Below are 18,842 nucleotides of genomic sequence, written 5' to 3'. Positions count from 1 at the left end.
CGAATCAATGCCACCATTGCATTGTTTGCAATGTGGCGGTCGCGATAACGATATAACGCAGCGTTTTACCAATGGCGAGGAACAGCACTGAAGGCAGCCAGGCAAAGCGCAACCAGCCTGCGAGTACGCAGAGCAAGTCGCCCACTACCGGCAGCCAGCTAAAAATCAGTGCTGCAGGTCCTAATCGGTGTAACCACGTCATTGCTGTGTCGTGCCATCGCCCTTGCCCTTTTGGCGGCATCAGGCGACCAAGAAGAATGTTGGTCAGGCCACCCAGCGTGTTTCCCACTGATGCAGCCAATAACAATCCATAAACCGAACCTTTTTGGGCGATCAGCAGTGCAACCAGCACCGCTTCCGAGCTTCCTGGTAACAGAGTCGCGCTAAGAAAGCTGCTGCCGAATAACGATCCATAGGTCAGAAATTCATTCACAGTAAACGGACATCAACCACGTCCATGCCTGCTGCTTTGGCGGCTTGTACGCCGAAGTCAGCATCCTCAAACACAACACAGCGCTCGGGCGCGATACCCATTAATTCAGCGCAACGTAAAAAGGTATCCGGCTGCGGCTTATGACGCTGTACGTCATCCGCTCCGACCACCGCATCAAACAGGTGGTAAACACCTAACTCTTCGAGTAGGGCTTTTGCCAGGCTGTGTTCACTGCCGGTGCCCACCGCCATCGGACGGCGACCATGATAAGCCTTTACCACGTCCATCAACGGCAGCGGACGCACGTCATCCAGCAACATAGCTTTCAGTGCAGCGGTTTTTTCCGCCGCCAGCAGATGCGGATCGTGCGTTGCATTGTTCTGCTCAAGAATGAACTGCGCCAGTTGCCAGGTTGGAGCGCCATTGAAGCCCACCATTTTTTCTTCATCCATGGTGAAACCATAGCGGCCAAGCACCTGCTGCCAGGCTTTTCGATGTGTCGGCTCAGTATCCAGAATGGTGCCGTCCATATCGAAAATCAGGGCGTCATATTGGTCGTACATTGTCACTCCATCGAGCACCACAAAATGAGCCATTACTTTAGCGTAATGCGCTCAGGTTGTCGCCAGGCGCGCTTAACCGCAAATGCTTTGAAAGCATTAGTTTTTTTCGTTTTCAGAAAAAGGTCAGAGTGCAATGCCGTGGATAAACGCCGGTAAATTCAGCGATTTTTTTACAAGTTGATTTGATTGCTGCAGGATTTAGAAACTGAGAGTCAAAAACAGAAAGGTATCGAAGAAGAGATGGTGCACCCAGGAGGATTCGAACCTCCGACCGCTCGGTTCGTAGCCGAGTACTCTATCCAGCTGAGCTATGGGTGCATTGAGTTACTGCTGAAGAAAATTTTGAGAAGTTTGAAGAGGAATGGTGCATCCAGGAGGATTCGAACCTCCGACCGCTCGGTTCGTAGCCGAGTACTCTATCCAGCTGAGCTATGGATGCATTGAGGTTTTCTTACGATGGACTAACTGAAACAACCTGAGGATGATACGAAGAATGGTGCATCCAGGAGGATTCGAACCTCCGACCGCTCGGTTCGTAGCCGAGTACTCTATCCAGCTGAGCTATGGATGCATCGAGTTAATTCTTGTACAACGCAGGGTGCTAACAACTCACCATGAAAGGAACTGCTCGTTCACTCTTACTTCACCATTCCGAATGGTGCATCCAGGAGGATTCGAACCTCCGACCGCTCGGTTCGTAGCCGAGTACTCTATCCAGCTGAGCTATGGATGCATCGGAAATGGCGGTGAGGCGGGGATTCGAACCCCGGATGCAGCTTTTGACCGCATACTCCCTTAGCAGGGGAGCGCCTTCAGCCTCTCGGCCACCTCACCTTACGCGTTCTTCCGAACCGTGCTTCTGAACTTGTTTCTGCTCATCGGCACTGCGTGGCGCACATATTACTTTCCCGGACTTATAAGTCAAACATTTATTTCCAGCCTTTTGTTTGATTGCACAAATGACACTCAATTCGGATGCTTTAGCGACAAAAAGAGTGATTTATCAACAAAGAAAGCCTGCTGGAGAACACAAATGGGCGTTAAAAGATTTGGGGGATTGAGAAAGGAAAGCGGGAGATGTGCGGGACTGGAGGGGAAAAACCGGTAGCGCCTCGCTCAGGAGCGAGGCGCTGAATCCGTTAGTAACTCGAGGCTTGAGTTTTTTCGGCTTGAATACGCTGATAGATCTCTTCGCGATGTACCGAAACTTCTTTAGGCGCGTTAACCCCAATGCGGACCTGGTTACCTTTTACACCCAGCACCGTTACAGTCACCTCATCGCCAATCATGAGGGTTTCACCAACTCGACGAGTTAGAATAAGCATTCTTTGCTCCTTGAAAGATTAAAAGAGTCGGGCTTGTTCGGTCTCCCGGCCGTATCCATCATATAACGCTGAACAATGCCTATGACAAATACACCATTGTGCTTCGCCATGCCAATACATTCTGCTGATAGTTAGTTTAGCCGAAATACACTACATCAACCGGACTTTGTCATTACCTGGTGTGCACCGCGTTAAAAAAGCGCCAGAAAACGGGCTTCTGGCGCTTATCACAATGCGAAGTTTTATACGTTACAGTCGGTTACTTACCCATTCCTGCACGCCTGCCAGCGCGCCAGCCAGCGCCTGCGGATTGGTACCGCCGGCCTGAGCCATATCTGGACGACCACCGCCTTTACCACCAACCTGAGAGGCAAGTTCGCCAATCAGCTCGCCGGCTTTTACACGGTCAGTGAGATCTTTGGTCACACCCGCAATCAGTGAAACTTTGCCATCATCAACCGTTGCCAGAACGATAATGGCAGACGTTAACTGGTTCTTCAGGTCGTCAACCATGGTACGCAACATTTTCGGCTCAACGTTGCTCAGTTCACTGACCAGCAACTTCGTGCCTTTAACGTCAATCGCCTTACTGCTTAGTGACGCGCTTTCCTGCGCAGCTTGCTGATCGCGCAGTTGCTGCAACTCTTTTTCCAGCGCGCGGACGTGATCAACGAGGCCGCGCACTTTCTCATTCAGGTTACTGCTATTGGCTTTCACCAATTGCGCCACATCCAGCAACTGTTGGCTCTGCGCATTCACTTGTGCCAACGCACCTTCGCCGGTTACGGCTTCAATGCGGCGTACACCTGCAGCAGTGCCCGATTCAGACTGAATGCGGAACAGGCCAATATCACCGGTACGCAGCGCGTGAATACCACCACAGAGTTCGGTAGAGAAATCACCCATGGTCAGCACACGTACGCGCTGATCATATTTCTCACCAAACAGCGCCATTGCGCCCTTCTGTTTTGCGTCATCGAGATCCATGATTTCGGTCTCAACGACAAGGTTACGGCGAATCTGCGCGTTAACAATATCCTCAACCTGACGGATTTCCTGCGGTTTCATGGCTTCAAAATGAGAGAAGTCGAAACGCAGATATTTATCGTTAACCAGCGAGCCTTTCTGTCCTACGTGATCACCCAACACCTGACGCAGTGCTGCATGCAGCAAGTGCGTAGCGGAGTGATTCAAACGGATGCGTGCGCGACGCGTTTCATCAACCTGCGCATGCAAACGGTCACCAACGCGTAACTGACCGCTGCTCAGCTTACCGATATGACCAATCGCTTTACCATACTTCTGCGTGTCCTGAACGCTAAATTCAGCATTCTGCCCAGCCAGCACGCCGGTATCGCCAACCTGTCCACCTGACTCGCCGTAGAACGGCGTTTCGTCCAGAACGACCACCGCGTCCTGACCTGCGCTGATCTGCTCAACTTGCTGACCGTCGACGAACAGTGCTTCGACTGTCGCGTTCAGTTCCAGATGGTCATAGCCTTTAAAGTCGGTTGCGGCATCGATGCGAATGACATTGTTATAGTCGGCACCAAAACCACTGGCTTCACGCGCACGCTGACGCTGCTGCTCCATCGCGGCTTCAAAACCCGCTTCATCGATCTTCAGATTGCGCTCACGGCACACGTCAGCGGTCAAATCCGCCGGGAAACCGAAGGTATCGTACAGACGGAACACCGTTTCGCCATCAAGCGTATCGCCCTGCAGCTTGGCCAGTTCTTCATCCAGCAGCGCGAGTCCACGCTCCAGCGTTTTAGCAAACTGCTCTTCTTCGTTCTTCAGCGCGTTTTCAACATGCTTCTGCTGACGCTTCAGGTCTTCGCCTGCAGCACCCATCACCTCAATCAGTGGCGCAACCAGCTTGTAGAAGAAGGCTTCTTTCGCACCCAGCATATTGCCATGACGCACCGCGCGACGAATGATGCGACGCAATACATAGCCGCGGTTTTCGTTCGATGGGATTACGCCATCAGCGATCAGGAAGGCACAAGAGCGAATATGGTCAGCGATAACGCGCAGCGACTTGTTATTCAGATCGATTGCGCCCGTTACCTGCGCAACCGACTTGATCAATTTGGCAAACAGATCGATTTCATAGTTGGAGTTAACGTGCTGCAACACCGCAGCAATACGCTCCAGACCCATGCCGGTATCCACTGACGGTTTCGGCAGCGGATCCATGGTGCCGTCGGCCTGACGGTTGAACTGCATGAAGACGATGTTCCAGATCTCAATGTAACGATCGCCATCTTCTTCCGGGCTGCCCGGCGGGCCACCCCAGATATGATCACCGTGATCGAAGAAAATTTCGGTGCATGGACCGCAAGGACCGGTGTCGCCCATCTGCCAGAAGTTATCTGATGCGTAGGCGCTACCTTTGTTGTCACCGATACGGATAATGCGCTCACGCGGCACACCAATATCGTTAGCCCAGATTTCGAAGGCTTCATCGTCTGTTTCATAGACGGTCACCCACAGGCGCTCTTTAGGCAGCTTAAACCACTGCTCACCCGTCAGCAGTTCCCATGCATAAGCGATCGCTTCTTTCTTGAAGTAATCGCCAAAGCTGAAGTTGCCCAACATTTCAAAGAAGGTATGGTGACGTGCCGTGTAGCCCACGTTTTCGAGGTCGTTATGCTTGCCGCCGGCACGCACACAACGCTGAGACGTCGTTGCACGCGCGTAGTCGCGCTTATCCTGACCGAGGAAAACGTCTTTAAACTGGACCATCCCGGCATTTGTAAACAGTAAAGTCGGGTCGTTGTTCGGTACGAGGGAGCTGCTGGCTACAACCTGATGTCCCTTGCTATGAAAAAAGTCGAGAAACGCTTGACGGATCTCAGCAGTGCTCTTGCTCATAAAATTCCTGGAATCACGCTAACGAACGTTCCCTTTCGCTGGCAAACCCTATCCATCCGGCCTGCCGCTGACTGAGGAACAAAAAGTGGGAATAAGATAAATTTTCTTCAGTGGGAAGTAAAATCACATCGCCTTTCAGTCGTCACTATTTCTGAAAACAGCCTGAATATCTTCCATCATAAAGCCTTTCGACATCAAAAAACGCTGAACCTTGCTTTTCTCGGCCCAGGTTTGCGGCAAGGGTTCGCCAAATTTGCGTTTGGCAAGATCGGCTGCGCACTGGCTCCAGTCCACTTCGGTATCGAACAGCGCTTGATTGATCTCATCGCGCCCAATGCCTTTTTGCTGCAACTCCATCCGCACGCGCTGTGGCCCATATCCCTTACGCGCACGGCTCTGAATAAAGCGCTCGGTAAAGCGCTCATCGTTGAGCCAACCGCTCTCCTGACACCAGTCGAGTACTTTTTCCAGTAACTCGCCGGGGATTGGCGTGTTTTCCTGCTGCTGCAGATAGGCTGCACGTTGGGAAGATAGCTGCAACTTACGCTTCAGCTCTTCTCGGCTATGATCGCGCTGCGAAAGGATGCGCATAGCGCGGTCGAGTAAACGGGAATATGTTGGCACCGGTGCCGCAGATGGTGATGATGACATAGGATCAACCTTGTTCTAACAGTCGTGCAGGGTCGCAGAGTAAAGCAAGAAGGCAGAGAGGAAAAGCGCTGGCGGGAAAAAGCAAAACGGGAGCATTTCTGCTCCCGTTAATATTTTAGAAATCTTCGTTGGTTTCGCTGGCTTCTTCGCGATCATCCGCGGAGATTTTCGCGGTGTCTGCGGCGGCGACATCACCACTTAGCAGTAAGTCACGCAGCTTCTTGTCGATTTCATTCGCAATCGCCGGGTTCTCTTTAAGGAAGTTGGTGGAGTTAGCTTTACCCTGACCAATCTTCTCACCGTTGTAGCTGTACCACGCGCCGGCTTTCTCAACCAGTTTGTGCTTCACGCCAAGATCCACCAGCTCGCCAAAGGTGTTGATACCTTCGCCGTACATGATTTGGAATTCAGCCTGCTTAAACGGTGCCGCAACTTTGTTCTTCACGACTTTCACGCGGGTTTCGCTACCTACCACTTCGTCGCCCTCTTTAATCGCACCGATACGGCGGATATCCAGACGAACAGAAGCGTAGAATTTCAGTGCGTTACCGCCTGTTGTGGTTTCCGGGTTACCGAACATCACACCAATCTTCATACGAATCTGGTTGATGAAAATCAGCAGCGTGTTGGACTGCTTCAGGTTACCCGCCAGCTTACGCATTGCCTGGCTCATCATACGAGCGGCCAGACCCATGTGCGAATCGCCAATCTCGCCTTCGATTTCCGCTTTCGGCGTCAGCGCCGCCACGGAGTCGACGATGATGACGTCAACCGCGCCTGAACGCGCCAGCGCATCACAGATCTCCAGCGCTTGCTCACCGGTATCCGGCTGTGAACACAGCAGGTTATCAATATCAACGCCCAGTTTTTTCGCGTACACCGGATCCAGTGCGTGCTCAGCATCGATAAAGGCACAGGTTTTACCTTTGCGCTGTGCAGAAGCAATAACCTGCAGCGTCAGCGTGGTTTTACCGGAAGATTCCGGTCCGTAAATCTCAACGATACGGCCCATCGGCAAGCCACCCGCGCCCAGCGCGATATCCAGTGACAGTGAACCGGTAGAGATGGTTTCGACATCCATTGAGCGGTCTTCACCCAAGCGCATGATGGAGCCTTTACCAAATTGCTTCTCAATCTGGCCCAGTGCGGCAGCTAAAGCCTTCTGTTTGTTCTCGTCGATCGCCATTTCCACTCCTAATCATGCTGGGTGAGTCGACATCAAGTATGTCGCTCGTTCTGTTGCCGCTAATTATACTGTATGGTCATACAGTATCAAGTTTTAATTTATCAGAAATTCATCAAGCAGCGTTTGCAGCGCCCAAGCCACTGACTGACGGCGTACCGCATCACGGTCGCCAGCAAAGATCTGCCGCTGCGCTAGTACGCGCCCCTCTGGACCCACAATCGCAAACCACACGGTGCCCACCGGTTTATCGGGCGTGCCACCTTCAGGACCGGCAATGCCGCTTACAGCGATGGCGTATTCTGCCGCTGCCGCTTTAGCCGCACCGTTAGCCATCTCACGCACCGTCTGTTCACTTACGGCGCCATGCTGCTGCAGCGTTGTCTCCTGTACGCCGACCATCTGCTGCTTAGCTTCATTGCTGTAAGTGACGAAACCGCGCTCAAACCAGGCTGAGCTGCCGCTGATATCAGTAAATACTTTCGCAATCCAGCCGCCGGTGCAGGATTCTGCAGCGGTCACCGTGGCCTGACGTCTCTTCAGCTGTTCGCCAATGCGGTGACTTAGCTGCTGTAACTGTTCATCGTTCATCGCCTTCTCCCGTTGTGGCGCTTCACGTTAGCAGTAAATGGTGCGCTGAAAAGCCCTTTTCAACCTTCAGCCATCATTTCTGCGTAGTGGCTTCCAGATACCTCAACCCGTTTTCACTGCAACCATAAACAGACGCGGGAAGGCTAACAAAACCTTGCCGTTACTGCGTGCGGGGTAAGCCGGAATGAGTGCCTGATGATAATCATGGAGAAATGCTGCCTGCTGCGTTTCATCCAGCCCCGCGAGGAAAGGACGCAGCCCAGTGGCACGCAACCAGGTAATGATGCCCTGCGCATCTGCCATCGGGTGATAATAAGTAGTGCGCCAGATATCAACCTGGCAACCCGCCTCGGTCAGCAGATCGTAATAGCGATCGGTGGTTAGCAGACGTTTGCGATCCGCCGCTTGTGGCGAAATCAGCGCCTGCCATTTTTCATTCGCCGCCACTTCACGCATCAAACGGTGTGACGGTTCTTCAAGATTATCGGGCATCTGAATCGCTAACGCGCCACCGATGCCCAATTGATCAACCAGATGCGGCAGCAAGGTGTGATGCTCGGTCAACCACTGCAGCGAGGCGTTAGCATAGATGACCTGCTGCGGCTGTTCGGCCTGCCAGCGACGAATATCGGCCTGCAGGAAATGGCAATTGGGGAGACGTTCGCGCGCCTGCTCTAACATTGCGGCAGAACTGTCAATGCCGGTTATCTGCGCCTCCGGCCAGGCTTGTGCCAGTAGCTCGGTGCTGTTGCCGGGTCCGCAACCAAGATCAGTGGCAAAGCGCACATCATCGAGCGGAATGCGCTCCAATAGCTCGTGCGCCGGGCGGGTTCGCTCGGATTCGAATTGGCGATACAGCTGTGGATTCCAGTCTTGCATGGCAATGCTCCTGTCTTGGCTGAGGGGCTAAACACTACCTGCTTTTCCCGCCTTTATAGAAAGAGAAAAGTGCGATATCTCACCTTTTTACCCTCGCTAGCTGGTTAGCCAGCGCAGATGCCATTAAGTTAAAACGATGTTTCATTTTCCAAATAAGGAGCTTGATATGTCTGCACAACCCGCATTGCCCGGCGTATGGTGTCCGTCAGTAACTCCCTTTGATAGCAACAATAATCTGGATATTGATGCGCTAGGACGCCATTTTGCGCGCCTTAGCCAATCAGGCATTGATACCTTGCTGCTGATGGGCAGCATTGGCGAATTTGCATCGCTCTCGCAGCAGGAGCGCCTGTTAATGATTCGCGAGGCGCGCCAACTCTCACCACTGACCATGGTGGCAAATGTCTCCAGCACCTGTATTGCGGACATGCTGCAACTGGCAGATGCGGCCTGGCAAAACGGATTTGATGCTGTGATGGTGCTGCCTCCTTACTATTACGGGCAGACACAGAAACAGCTGCTGAGCTATTTCAAAGCGCTGGATGCACAGCTGGGCGGCAAGTGGTTCGCCTACAATTTCCCCGCACGAACCGGCTGCGATTTAACGCCGGCGCTGGTCGCAGAACTGGCGGCAGAGCTGCCCAACTTTATCGGCATCAAAGACACCATGGATTGCTTGTCGCACAATCGCGCAATGATTGAAGAAACGAAGCAGGTGCGCAGCGATTTCACCGTGCTTTCCGGCTATGACGAATATCTGTTGCCCAATCTACTGGCTGGCGGTTCAGGTGTGATTTCCGGCTTGAACAATATTGTACCGGAGCTATTTGCCCGTGCGATGCAGGCCTGGCGGGCGGGCGATGTAGCGCAGCTCAGTGAGATTCAACAACGTATTGGTAAACTGATGGCGATTTACACTATCGGCGATGATTTTGTTACCACCATAAAAACGGCTGTTGCACGTCGATTTGATTCAATGCGCAGCGACTCGCGCAATTATGGTGGCGAGCTAACAGTGGAACAGTGCGAGGAAGTGGATCGTTTACTGAGTTGAAACAAACAGGACGGCGCAAAGCCGTCCCATAATTAGTTCTTTTTGACGAACTCAGATTTGAGTTTCATCTGGCCAAAACCATCAATTTTGCAATCAATGTTGTGATCGCCTTCGACCAGACGAATGCTTTTGACTTTGGTACCAATTTTCAGCGTCGAAGAGCTGCCTTTAACCTTAAGATCTTTAACGACAGTCACGCTGTCGCCATCCGCTAACAGGTTGCCGTTGGCATCGCGTACCACCAAACCGTCAGCTACATCATCGGCGCTTGCCGTCCAGATATGGCCGCAAGATGGACAATTCAGGTTCTCGCCATCTTGCCAGGTGTAATCAGCCTGGCATAAAGGACAGGCAGGTAAGGTACTCATAAGCGCTCCTCAGAAGTCGGATGCGGTGAAGATGGCACCGCAAAAGGGGCGCCATCTTATACCCTCACACTTTATATGGACAGCATTAAAACAGGCTGCCCTGACGTGCTTTAGCGACGGCTTCACCCAACTGCCACACCGCCATTGCATAGTGGGTGCTGTGGTTGTAGCGCGTAATGGCGTAGAAATTCGGCAGGCCATACCAATATTGATAGCTGGTGCCGAGATCCAAACGCAGCAGACTGACCTGAGTATTGCCGTCCAGCGATCCCTGCGGCGTTAACCCACTCGCGGCTAAGGTGCTGACCGGGTACTTGGTTTTAAAGCCATTCTCCAATGCCGGAGCCTGCCCGCTGGCTGGCACCGCAACGTTCTCGCCCGCACGCCAGCCATGTTCTTTGAAGTAGTTGGCTACGCTGCCAATCGCATCAACCGGATCCCAAAGGTTGATATGACCATCGCCATTAAAATCGACTGCGTATTGCTTATAAGAGGATGGCATGAACTGTCCATAACCCATCGCACCGGCAAAGGAGCCGCGCAGATCCAGCGGATCGTCTTGCTCTGTGCGCGCCATCAGCAGAAAGGTCTCCAGCTCACCGCTGAAGTAAGCTGCACGACGCGGATAGCTAAATGACAAGGTTGCCAGCGCATCCAGCAAGCGCGTTTTGCCCATTACCCTGCCCCAGCGCGTCTCAACGCCGATAATGCCAACAATGATTTCCGGCGGCACGCCGTAAACCTGCTGCGCACGCTGTAGCGCATCCTGATACTGATTCCAGAATGCCACGCCGTTTTGCACGTTATCCGGCGTAATAAACTTGTTGCGATAGCGAATCCACGCGCCATTCGGTCCGGTTGGCGGCGTATAGCTCGGGGCTTGCTGATCCATCAAACGCAGCACGTAATCCAGACGCTTCGCCTGGCCGATAACCGCATGCAATTGCTCACGGTTAAAACCGTGTTTTGCCACCATTTGATCAATGAACTGTTCAGCGGCGGGGTTACCCGCAAAATCGCCAAACATCGGTTGAACCGCGTGCGAAGGTTCCAGCAAAAAGCCGCCTTTCGGTGCAGGCACAACGGCGGGCTGCTGATGGGATGCAGGCTTACTGCTGCAGGCAGCAAGCAGAGTAATAAGCGGAAGAAGAGCAACCTTAAAACGCATTGGATATCCATAAGCCAGGTGAAACCGGAAGCACTCATGGTAATCGTTCATCGGGGTGACATACAGAGCAATATCTTAAAATTTAGCCGTTTCCCGCCCGTTTCAGCCGGTTGCAACGCGAATTTGCGAAACCGCTCCACACTTTACCTTTTTCATTAAATTTTGCTTTTTACCGTTTGCGGCAATTTGTTAAGGTCGGCAGCCATAAAGCCCCGCAGGCGGATGAAGGTTACGCGGCAAAAATGGTAATATCCCGCTTTCGTTATCCGTCCACGTGATAACGACACTTCCGGGCTGCATTGACCCAGCCTCAGGTAATTAAAAGAATGAATGTTGAGTGAGAATGAGATGAAAGGAGCAGAGCAAATGGACTTTAGTGGCCATACGCCGATGATGCAGCAATACCTGCGCCTGAAGGCCGATCATCCTGACATCCTGCTGTTTTATCGCATGGGCGATTTTTACGAGCTGTTTTACGATGACGCGAAACGCGCCTCGCAACTACTGGAGATCTCTCTGACCAAACGCGGCGCCTCTGCTGGGGAACCGATTCCGATGGCGGGCGTGCCTTACCATGCGGTTGAAGGCTATCTGGCGAAACTGGTCCAGCTCGGCGAATCGGTGGCGATCTGTGAGCAGATTGGCGACCCAGCTTTGAGCAAAGGCCCGGTTGAGCGAAAAGTGGTGCGTATCGTTACACCCGGCACCATCAGCGATGAAGCGTTGCTGCAAGAGCGCCAGGATAACCTGCTCGCCGCCATCTTCCAGAGCCAGCGCGGTTTTGGTTATGCAACGCTGGACATCAGTTCTGGCCGCTTCCGCCTGAGTGAACCCGGCGATCTGGAGACGATGGCAGCAGAACTGCAGCGCACCAATCCGGCTGAACTGCTCTATCCCGAAGATTTCCAGGCAATGACGTTGATCGATCAACGCCGTGGCCTGCGTCGCCGCCCGCTGTGGGAATATGAAATCGATACGGCGCGCCAGCAGCTCAATCTGCAATTTGGCACCCGCGACTTAAGTGGTTTTGGCGTTGAGCAGGCGCATCTGGCGCTACGCGCTGCAGGATGTCTGCTGCAATATGTTAAAGACACGCAACGCACGTCGTTACCGCATATTCGCTCGCTGAGCATGGAGCGTCAGCAGGATAGCGTGATCATGGATGCTGCTACGCGCCGCAACCTGGAGATAACGCAAAACCTGGCCGGCGGCATCGAGAACACACTGGCGGCGATACTGGATAAAACCGTCACGCCGATGGGCAGCCGTATGCTGAAACGCTGGCTGCATATGCCGCTGCGCGATGTCACGACCATTGCTCGGCGTCAGGAGTCTATCGCAGAACTGCAATCGCTTAGTCAGGAGCTGCAGCCGGTGCTGCGCCAGGTGGGCGATCTGGAGCGTATTCTGGCGCGACTGGCACTGCGCACCGCGCGCCCACGCGATTTGGCACGTATGCGCCATGCCTTCCAGCAGTTGCCAGCGTTAAATCAACAACTTGAAGGCGTTGAAGCCACGCAGTTAATTAATCTGCGATCTCAGATGGGCGAATTTACCGAACTGCGTGAGTTGCTGGAACAGGCGATCATTGAATCGCCACCGGTGCTGGTGCGCGACGGTGGCGTGATCGCTCCGGGATACAACGCTGAACTCGACGAATGGCGTGCACTGGCTGATGGCGCCACCGATTATCTTGATCGTCTGGAAATCCGTGAGCGCGAGAAACTCGGGCTGGATACGCTGAAAGTCGGCTTTAACGCGATTCACGGCTACTACATTCAGGTCAGCCGTGGTCAAAGCCATCTGGTGCCGATTCATTACGTTCGCCGCCAGACGCTGAAGAATGCTGAACGCTATATCATCCCTGAACTAAAAGAGTATGAAGATAAGGTTCTGACGTCGAAAGGCAAAGCGCTGGCGCTGGAGAAAGGTCTCTACGATGAGCTGTTTGACCGCTTGCTACCGCATCTTGAAGCCCTGCAAATCAGTGCGGCTGCACTCTCTGAGCTGGACGTGCTAGCGAACCTGGCCGAACGTGCATGGACGCTGAATTATTGCCGCCCGGTGCTGCAAGAAAAAGCTGGCATCCGTATTACTGCAGGCCGCCATCCGGTGGTCGAACAGGTACTAAAAGAGCCGTTTATCGCTAACCCGCTGTCACTCTCACCGCAGCGTCGCATGCTGATCATTACCGGGCCCAATATGGGCGGTAAAAGTACCTACATGCGTCAGACAGCGTTGATCGCACTGATGGCGTGGATTGGCAGCTATGTGCCAGCGGAAGAGACGGTCATCGGCCCAATCGATCGCATCTTCACGCGCGTCGGTGCTGCTGATGATCTGGCTTCCGGACGCTCAACCTTTATGGTGGAGATGACAGAAACCGCCAATATCCTGCATAACGCTACCGAAAATAGTCTGGTATTGATGGATGAGATCGGGCGCGGCACCTCAACTTATGATGGCTTGTCGCTGGCATGGGCCTGCGCTGAAAGTCTGGCGAATCGCATTAAGGCCATGACGCTGTTTGCCACCCACTATTTCGAGCTGACCACGCTGCCGGAAAAAATGGAAGGCGTAGTAAATGTGCATCTGGATGCGGTCGAACACGGAGATACTATCGCTTTTATGCACAGTGTGCAGGATGGCGCTGCGAGTAAAAGTTATGGTCTCGCGGTGGCAGCGCTGGCGGGCGTGCCGAAGGAAGTGATTAAGCGCGCGCGTAACAAGCTGAAGGAGCTGGAAGCGTTATCTGGCAGCTCTGCCGCATCCACGGTGGAAGGTTCGCAAATGCAGTTGCTGGTGGCAGAAACCTCACCGGCGGTTGATGCTCTTGAGGCACTGGACCCAGATAGCTTAACGCCGAAGCAAGCGCTGGAATGGATCTATCGCTTGAAAACGCTGGTGTAGTTATTCGCCCGCCCAGAAGCAACGTTCTGTGCGGGCCATTTTTTCTGTCTTACAATTTCCTGGTGTTAAGCAATTTTAGCGGGCTTATTCCAATCAACTCGCCCGGCGTTAAATCACGCTATATCCCCCATCGATCACTAAATTCTCGCCATTGACCATTGCCGCTTCATTGCTGCTGAGATACAGCACCGTACTCGCGACTTCGTCAGGCGTGGCGAAACGTCGTGATGGGATTTTTGATTTCATCTGCTCCGCTCGCTCCCCATGCCAGTAACGCTTACCTAATTCCGTCTCAACCACCGTTGGTGAAATGGCATTGGCGGTAATGCCAAACGGCCCCAATTCTGCTGCCAACACGCGCGTGAAAGAAACCATGCCTGATTTGCTGGTGCAGTATGCTGCGTGCTCATTGAGTGCAATGACGCTGGCCTGTGAGGCGATGTTAATCAGGCGGCCAAAACCTTGTTCTTTCATATAGTGGGCACAATGCTGAGCGAGGAAGAATGGCGCGGTCATGTTAATCAACATCGTGGTATTCCAGCTGGCGAGTTGCACTTCGCTCACGGATTCCAGCATGCCAATACCGGCGTTATTGACCAGGATGTCAATGCGGCCAAAATCATGGTGAATCTGCTCAACCAGTTCGCCAAGCGCTTCGACGTTAGCCAGATCGAAAACGTAACCTCGCGCAGGGTTGTCCATCTGGCTGGCAACCGTTTTTACCTCTTCTGCGCGATCGATCATCGCCACTTGGGCACCCGCAGCACTTAAACAGCGGGCAATGGCGTAACCAATTCCCGATGCGGCGCCGGTGACGATGGCGACCTTATTTTGCAGTGAAAATGGTGTTGTCATGTTGTGGTCCTTTTCATTGAGGGTATTTATTCGGATTCGCTGGCCGTGGTCTTGAAAGGAGCGTTATGCTCTATTTTTGGTTGGGGATCACGAATAAAGAATGTCATGACGCCGCCAGCAAAATAGAGAACGGAGAAAGTAATAATCACATGCTTGATTTCAAATGACAGGCCGAACATTAGTGCGGCAACCGCCGGACCAATTAGATTACCAAAACCACCACCCAGATTTTGCACCGAAACCGCAGCGCCTTTATGCTGCGGCGCCAGCATCGGGAAAATAGCCCCCATTGGCACAAAGGAGGTGAGCGTTAAGGCTAATAACAGCGCGCAGACAATGGCTAACGCCAGATTACCTGGGAAAAATGAGGGTAAATAATAGAAAGCGGCAGTGGTAATCGTGCATCCGAAGAAACCAAACCAGCGCATCTGAAAAATCCAGCCAATACGATCGCCAATAATGCCCCAAAGCACATTGGTTATTGGTTGAACCAGGAAAAATACGCCCCAGATAGTCGCCCACTCTTTAGTAGAAAATCCTAATTCACGGGTGAAATAGATCGGCATAAATACCGGCAGGCCAAATAATGCCACATTACATAAGATGCGTGTTATCAGCGCAAAGAACATACTGCGGTCTTCGAAGATCAAGGTTATTCCGCGCGATATTTCGCGTAATTTTTCTTTGTGACTGACGCCGTCACTATTTAGATTATGTTCATTCTTATTTTTTACCATGAGCAATATAATTACACCGCCCACCGCAGCAAACAGCAGTGAAAGCCAAAGCGTATTGATGAACCCAATTTCAGGCACCAGAAGGCCGGAGAGGAAGGAAGCTGTAATGCCATAACCAATGGTAAACATCGACCATATCCAGCCGGTTGCGGAGGCAAGTCGATGCTCAGGCGTGCGCTGCACTACTAATACATAGAATCCATAAAAGAACAGCGGATAAGCGAAGCCGCGCAACGTATAACTCACCAACATCCAGGTAAAGTTATTTTCACTTACGCCAAAATAAACAAATACGGCATGTAACACCATCCACCAAATAGCGCCGGTGAGCATAATTTTCTTCGGACCATAAATTTCACTGACGGCACCGGAAAGCCAACTTGAAACTGCGGCCGTTAACGCATAAGCGGTGAAAACTAATGAAACTTGTTTTTCTCCATAGCCGAGATCGTAGAGATATCGGGAGAGATGAGCCAGTTCGATGCCATCGCCGGTCATGAAGGTGGCCATCGCAATATATCCCCATAGCAGAGATATTGGCATTCCGAAAACCACTCTGGAGTATTGTGACTTTGTACTGCTGCTTTGCACACGCATTGTTTTTCTCACTCCCTTTTAGTTATTCATTGCTTGAATATCCTGGTGATACAGCGAGCAAGAAAATGGCATAGCACTGTGTTAAAAACTTTTATCAGAGTGACACGGAGAAAGGAAATAAGGCAAAATTGCAAAGAAAGTCGTGCGCAACATTACAATTCTCTAAATGAGAGCAAGATAAATTGAGCATTTATTAGATGTTTAATTAACATCTAATGGATTTAGTTTACGTTTATCTATTTAGGTGAGGATTTAAGTGATAGCGTTAAAAGATTTTACTTCGATGAATTAACAAGTGCTGTCTGCATATTTTAACCAATAAAAAAGCGGTGGTTTTCACCACCGCTTCTTGTATTAACCACGTATTCTGTTATTCACGAAACAGTGCTTCGATGTTCAAACCTTGCGTCTGCAGAATCTCACGCAGACGACGCAGTCCTTCCACCTGAATCTGACGTACGCGTTCACGGGTCAACCCGATTTCACGACCGACATCTTCAAGCGTTGCCGCTTCGTAGCCTAACAGGCCGAAACGACGCGCCAGCACTTCACGCTGCTTGGCATTCAGTTCAAACAACCACTTAACGATGCTCTGTTTCATATCATCGTCTTGCGTGGTGTCTTCCGGACCGTTGTCTTTCTCATCGGCCAGGATATCCAGCAGCGCTTTTTCGGAATCGCCACCCAAAGGTGTATCGACCGAGGTAATGCGCTCATTGAGACGCAGCATACGGCTCACGTCATCAACAGGCTTGTCTAGCTGCTCGGCAATCTCTTCAGCACTTGGCTCATGATCAAGCTTGTGCGAAAGTTCACGCGCGGTACGCAGGTAAACATTTAACTCTTTAACGATGTGAATTGGCAGACGGATGGTACGGGTTTGATTCATAATCGCCCGTTCAATTGTCTGACGAATCCACCACGTGGCGTAAGTTGAGAAACGGAACCCACGTTCTGGGTCAAACTTCTCTACGGCGCGAATCAAGCCGAGATTACCCTCTTCAATCAGATCCAGCAGCGCCAGACCACGATTGCTATAACGACGGGCAATCTTTACTACCAAGCGTAAGTTACTTTCAATCATGCGGCGGCGAGATGGAATGTCACCCCGCAGTGCACGGCGCGCAAAGAAGACTTCTTCTTCTGCCGTCAGCAGCGGTGAATAACCAATCTCTCCGAGGTAAAGCTGCGTCGCATCCAAAACGCGTTGCGTCGCACCCTGTGACAACAGCTCTTCTTCCGCTACGTCGTTGTTATCACCAGGTTCGTTCTCAACGAGAGCCTTCTCATCAAAAACCTCAGCTCCGTTGTTTTCCTCGAATTCCGCATCTTCATGTAAATCGTTAACTTTCAGCGTATTCTGGTTCATTAGCGGCTCCTACCCGTGATCCAAGGGCAGAACCAAGGTTCTGCCGGATTATCGCTGCGGTAAATAACGCAACGGGTTTACGGATTTCCCCTTGTAACGAATTTCAAAGTGCAATCGTACTGAACTGGTACCGGTGCTACCCATAGTAGCGATTTTTTGCCCCGCCTTAACTTCCTGTTGTTCCCGGACCAGCATAGAGTCGTTGTGGGCGTAGGCGCTCAGGTAGTCATCATTGTGTTTGATGATGATTAAATTACCGTACCCACGGAGCGCGTTGCCTGCGTACACCACTCTTCCCGAAGCTGTGGCGACAACAGGTTGTCCACGCGAACCGGCGATATCGACCCCTTTATTTCCGCCTTCCGCAGCGGAGAAGTTATCGATGATCTTCCCATCAGTCGGCCAACGCCAGCTTCCCACTGGAGTTGTGCTATTAGTCGTGCTGCTGACTGTAGGTGGTGCGACAACCGGAGCTGTGGTCGTTGCCACATTATTTGCTCCTTTCGACGGCAGCAATTTGCTACCCGACGAATTACCCGAATCATCAGAATACGTAATAACAGGTTGCTGTGCAACAGGGGTGGATTTAATTTGCGTCTGGCTCGGTGTAACTGGCACGCCGCCCTGCGTTGCATCGGCTACAGTAATCGCGTTTCCGCCGGTAATGGTCTGGCCGTTACCGTTGCCAACCTGCAGCGTTTGCCCGGCGTTCAAGCCATACGGGGCTGCGATGTTGTTTCGCTGTGCCAGATCGCGGAAATCGTTGCCGGTAATCCAGGCAATGTAGAACAAGGTATCGCCACGTTTTACGGTATAGGTTTCACCACCGTAGCTACCTTTAGGAATATTCCCATAATTGCGATTGTACACAATGCGACCATTTTCCGTGGCCACATTGTTATTGTCACTTACCATTCCACCTGACGGTTGTGTCGATGGTGTGCCGCCGCTTAACATTCCGCCACGTGGCATCGCGGGCACAGCGCTGTTTTGCGAAGAGATCATGCCGCCGCCTGGGGCTGAAGCCATACCGCTATCGCCGCTATTACCACCAATCTGGCTAATGGGTGCCTGTGTATTATCGCCAGAACTACAGCCCGCCAGCCAAAAACCTACCAAAGAAAGTGCCGCCAAACGGCGTAATTGAAATGCTGTGCTTCCCATGCTCACTGATCCCCCGTGATGGCAACCCTGAATATAAATGTGTAACGGCGTTAACCGCATTATCCACTGCGCGTAACGTTAAAAACGGTTTTTAGCATTGATAAACAAGGATAGTAAC

At 52.0% G+C, this 18,842-nt stretch carries 16 protein-coding genes and 5 tRNA genes; 2 read left to right on the top strand and 19 right to left on the bottom strand.

All coding sequences use genetic code 11. The features are described from left to right. Nucleotides 1–4 precede the first annotated feature (4 nt). The 13 genes from K5Y32_RS20225 to tam all read right to left on the bottom strand — a co-directional run bounded on the left by K5Y32_RS20225 (nt 5) and on the right by tam (nt 8,502). On the bottom strand, nt 5–433 hold the full coding sequence (locus K5Y32_RS20225; RefSeq protein WP_061719953.1) for a YqaA family protein: 429 nt from the start codon (nt 431–433) through the stop codon (nt 5–7). Continuing rightward, entirely contained in the window at nt 430–996 is a 567-nt protein-coding gene (gene yqaB / locus K5Y32_RS20220; RefSeq protein ID WP_008108985.1) for a fructose-1-phosphate/6-phosphogluconate phosphatase, read from the bottom strand. Before yqaB ends, K5Y32_RS20225 begins: the two co-directional genes overlap by 4 nt. Nucleotides 997–1,237: 241 nt before the next feature. Beyond that, nucleotides 1,238–1,314 (bottom strand) — tRNA-Arg (locus K5Y32_RS20215). 44 nt (nt 1,315–1,358) lie between these two features. Then, nucleotides 1,359–1,435 (bottom strand) — tRNA-Arg (locus tag K5Y32_RS20210). Nucleotides 1,436–1,490: 55 nt separating this feature from the next. After that, nucleotides 1,491–1,567, bottom strand: a tRNA-Arg gene (locus tag K5Y32_RS20205). 85 nt (nt 1,568–1,652) lie between these two features. Continuing rightward, a tRNA-Arg gene (locus tag K5Y32_RS20200) sits at nt 1,653–1,729 on the bottom strand. An 8-nt stretch (nt 1,730–1,737) separates the two neighbouring features. Further along, a tRNA-Ser gene (locus K5Y32_RS20195) sits at nt 1,738–1,830 on the bottom strand. Between the two features lie 305 nt (nt 1,831–2,135). Then, nucleotides 2,136–2,321 carry a carbon storage regulator CsrA gene (gene csrA, locus K5Y32_RS20190; RefSeq protein ID WP_008104508.1) on the bottom strand — a complete coding sequence of 62 codons (186 nt, stop codon included), beginning with the start codon at nt 2,319–2,321 and terminating at the stop codon, nt 2,136–2,138. Nucleotides 2,322–2,570: 249 nt separating this feature from the next. Then, a complete protein-coding gene (alaS, locus tag K5Y32_RS20185) occupies nt 2,571–5,198 on the bottom strand; it encodes an alanine--tRNA ligase (protein WP_222185592.1) in 2,628 nt (875 codons plus the stop codon). Nucleotides 5,199–5,333: 135 nt separating this feature from the next. After that, nucleotides 5,334–5,849 carry a regulatory protein RecX gene (locus tag K5Y32_RS20180; RefSeq protein WP_222185591.1) on the bottom strand — a complete coding sequence of 172 codons (516 nt, stop codon included), beginning with the start codon at nt 5,847–5,849 and terminating at the stop codon, nt 5,334–5,336. Nucleotides 5,850–5,964: 115 nt separating this feature from the next. Next, on the bottom strand, nt 5,965–7,035 hold the full coding sequence (recA, locus tag K5Y32_RS20175) for a recombinase RecA (protein WP_101762617.1): 1,071 nt from the start codon (nt 7,033–7,035) through the stop codon (nt 5,965–5,967). 93 nt (nt 7,036–7,128) lie between these two features. Further along, nucleotides 7,129–7,623: a nicotinamide-nucleotide amidase gene (gene pncC, locus K5Y32_RS20170; protein WP_222185590.1), complete on the bottom strand. Its 495-nt coding sequence runs from the start codon at nt 7,621–7,623 to the stop codon at nt 7,129–7,131. Between the two features lie 102 nt (nt 7,624–7,725). Next, on the bottom strand, nt 7,726–8,502 hold the full coding sequence (gene tam, locus K5Y32_RS20165; protein WP_222185589.1) for a trans-aconitate 2-methyltransferase: 777 nt from the start codon (nt 8,500–8,502) through the stop codon (nt 7,726–7,728). Nucleotides 8,503–8,668: 166 nt separating this feature from the next. Here tam and K5Y32_RS20160 point away from each other — a divergent pair, with 166 nt between their 5' ends. Next, the gene (locus tag K5Y32_RS20160) at nt 8,669–9,556 is read left to right on the top strand and encodes a dihydrodipicolinate synthase family protein (protein WP_222185588.1); all 888 of its coding nucleotides are present in this window, start codon (nt 8,669–8,671) and stop codon (nt 9,554–9,556) included. A 32-nt stretch (nt 9,557–9,588) separates the two neighbouring features. Here K5Y32_RS20160 and K5Y32_RS20155 read toward each other — a convergent pair whose 3' ends face one another. Then, nucleotides 9,589–9,924 carry a zinc ribbon domain-containing protein YjdM gene (locus tag K5Y32_RS20155; RefSeq protein WP_222185587.1) on the bottom strand — a complete coding sequence of 112 codons (336 nt, stop codon included), beginning with the start codon at nt 9,922–9,924 and terminating at the stop codon, nt 9,589–9,591. 85 nt (nt 9,925–10,009) lie between these two features. Next, a complete protein-coding gene (gene mltB / locus K5Y32_RS20150; protein ID WP_101762612.1) occupies nt 10,010–11,092 on the bottom strand; it encodes a lytic murein transglycosylase B in 1,083 nt (360 codons plus the stop codon). 366 nt (nt 11,093–11,458) lie between these two features. Between mltB and mutS the strand changes: the two genes are divergently transcribed. Further along, nucleotides 11,459–14,002: a DNA mismatch repair protein MutS gene (mutS, locus tag K5Y32_RS20145; RefSeq protein ID WP_192236515.1), complete on the top strand. Its 2,544-nt coding sequence runs from the start codon at nt 11,459–11,461 to the stop codon at nt 14,000–14,002. A gap of 108 nt (nt 14,003–14,110) precedes the next feature. Here mutS and K5Y32_RS20140 read toward each other — a convergent pair whose 3' ends face one another. The 4 genes from K5Y32_RS20140 to nlpD form a co-directional block, all read right to left on the bottom strand. Continuing rightward, entirely contained in the window at nt 14,111–14,857 is a 747-nt protein-coding gene (locus K5Y32_RS20140; protein WP_222185586.1) for a GolD/DthD family dehydrogenase, read from the bottom strand. A gap of 26 nt (nt 14,858–14,883) precedes the next feature. Beyond that, nucleotides 14,884–16,137, bottom strand: coding sequence for an MFS transporter (locus K5Y32_RS20135; RefSeq protein ID WP_255602706.1), 1,254 nt, complete (start codon nt 16,135–16,137; stop codon nt 14,884–14,886). 424 nt (nt 16,138–16,561) lie between these two features. Further along, nucleotides 16,562–17,560: an RNA polymerase sigma factor RpoS gene (gene rpoS / locus K5Y32_RS20130; protein WP_007893257.1), complete on the bottom strand. Its 999-nt coding sequence runs from the start codon at nt 17,558–17,560 to the stop codon at nt 16,562–16,564. 48 nt (nt 17,561–17,608) lie between these two features. Further along, nucleotides 17,609–18,724, bottom strand: a complete 1,116-nt coding sequence (gene nlpD / locus K5Y32_RS20125; protein WP_222185584.1) for a murein hydrolase activator NlpD — start codon at nt 18,722–18,724, stop codon at nt 17,609–17,611. Nucleotides 18,725–18,842: the final 118 nt, after the last annotated feature.

Origin of the sequence: Pantoea sp. DY-15, from assembly GCF_019795935.1 — a bacterium.
Classification (GTDB): Bacteria; Pseudomonadota; Gammaproteobacteria; order Enterobacterales; family Enterobacteriaceae; genus Pantoea; species Pantoea leporis.
This window is presented reverse-complemented; position numbering and strand designations above follow the sequence as displayed.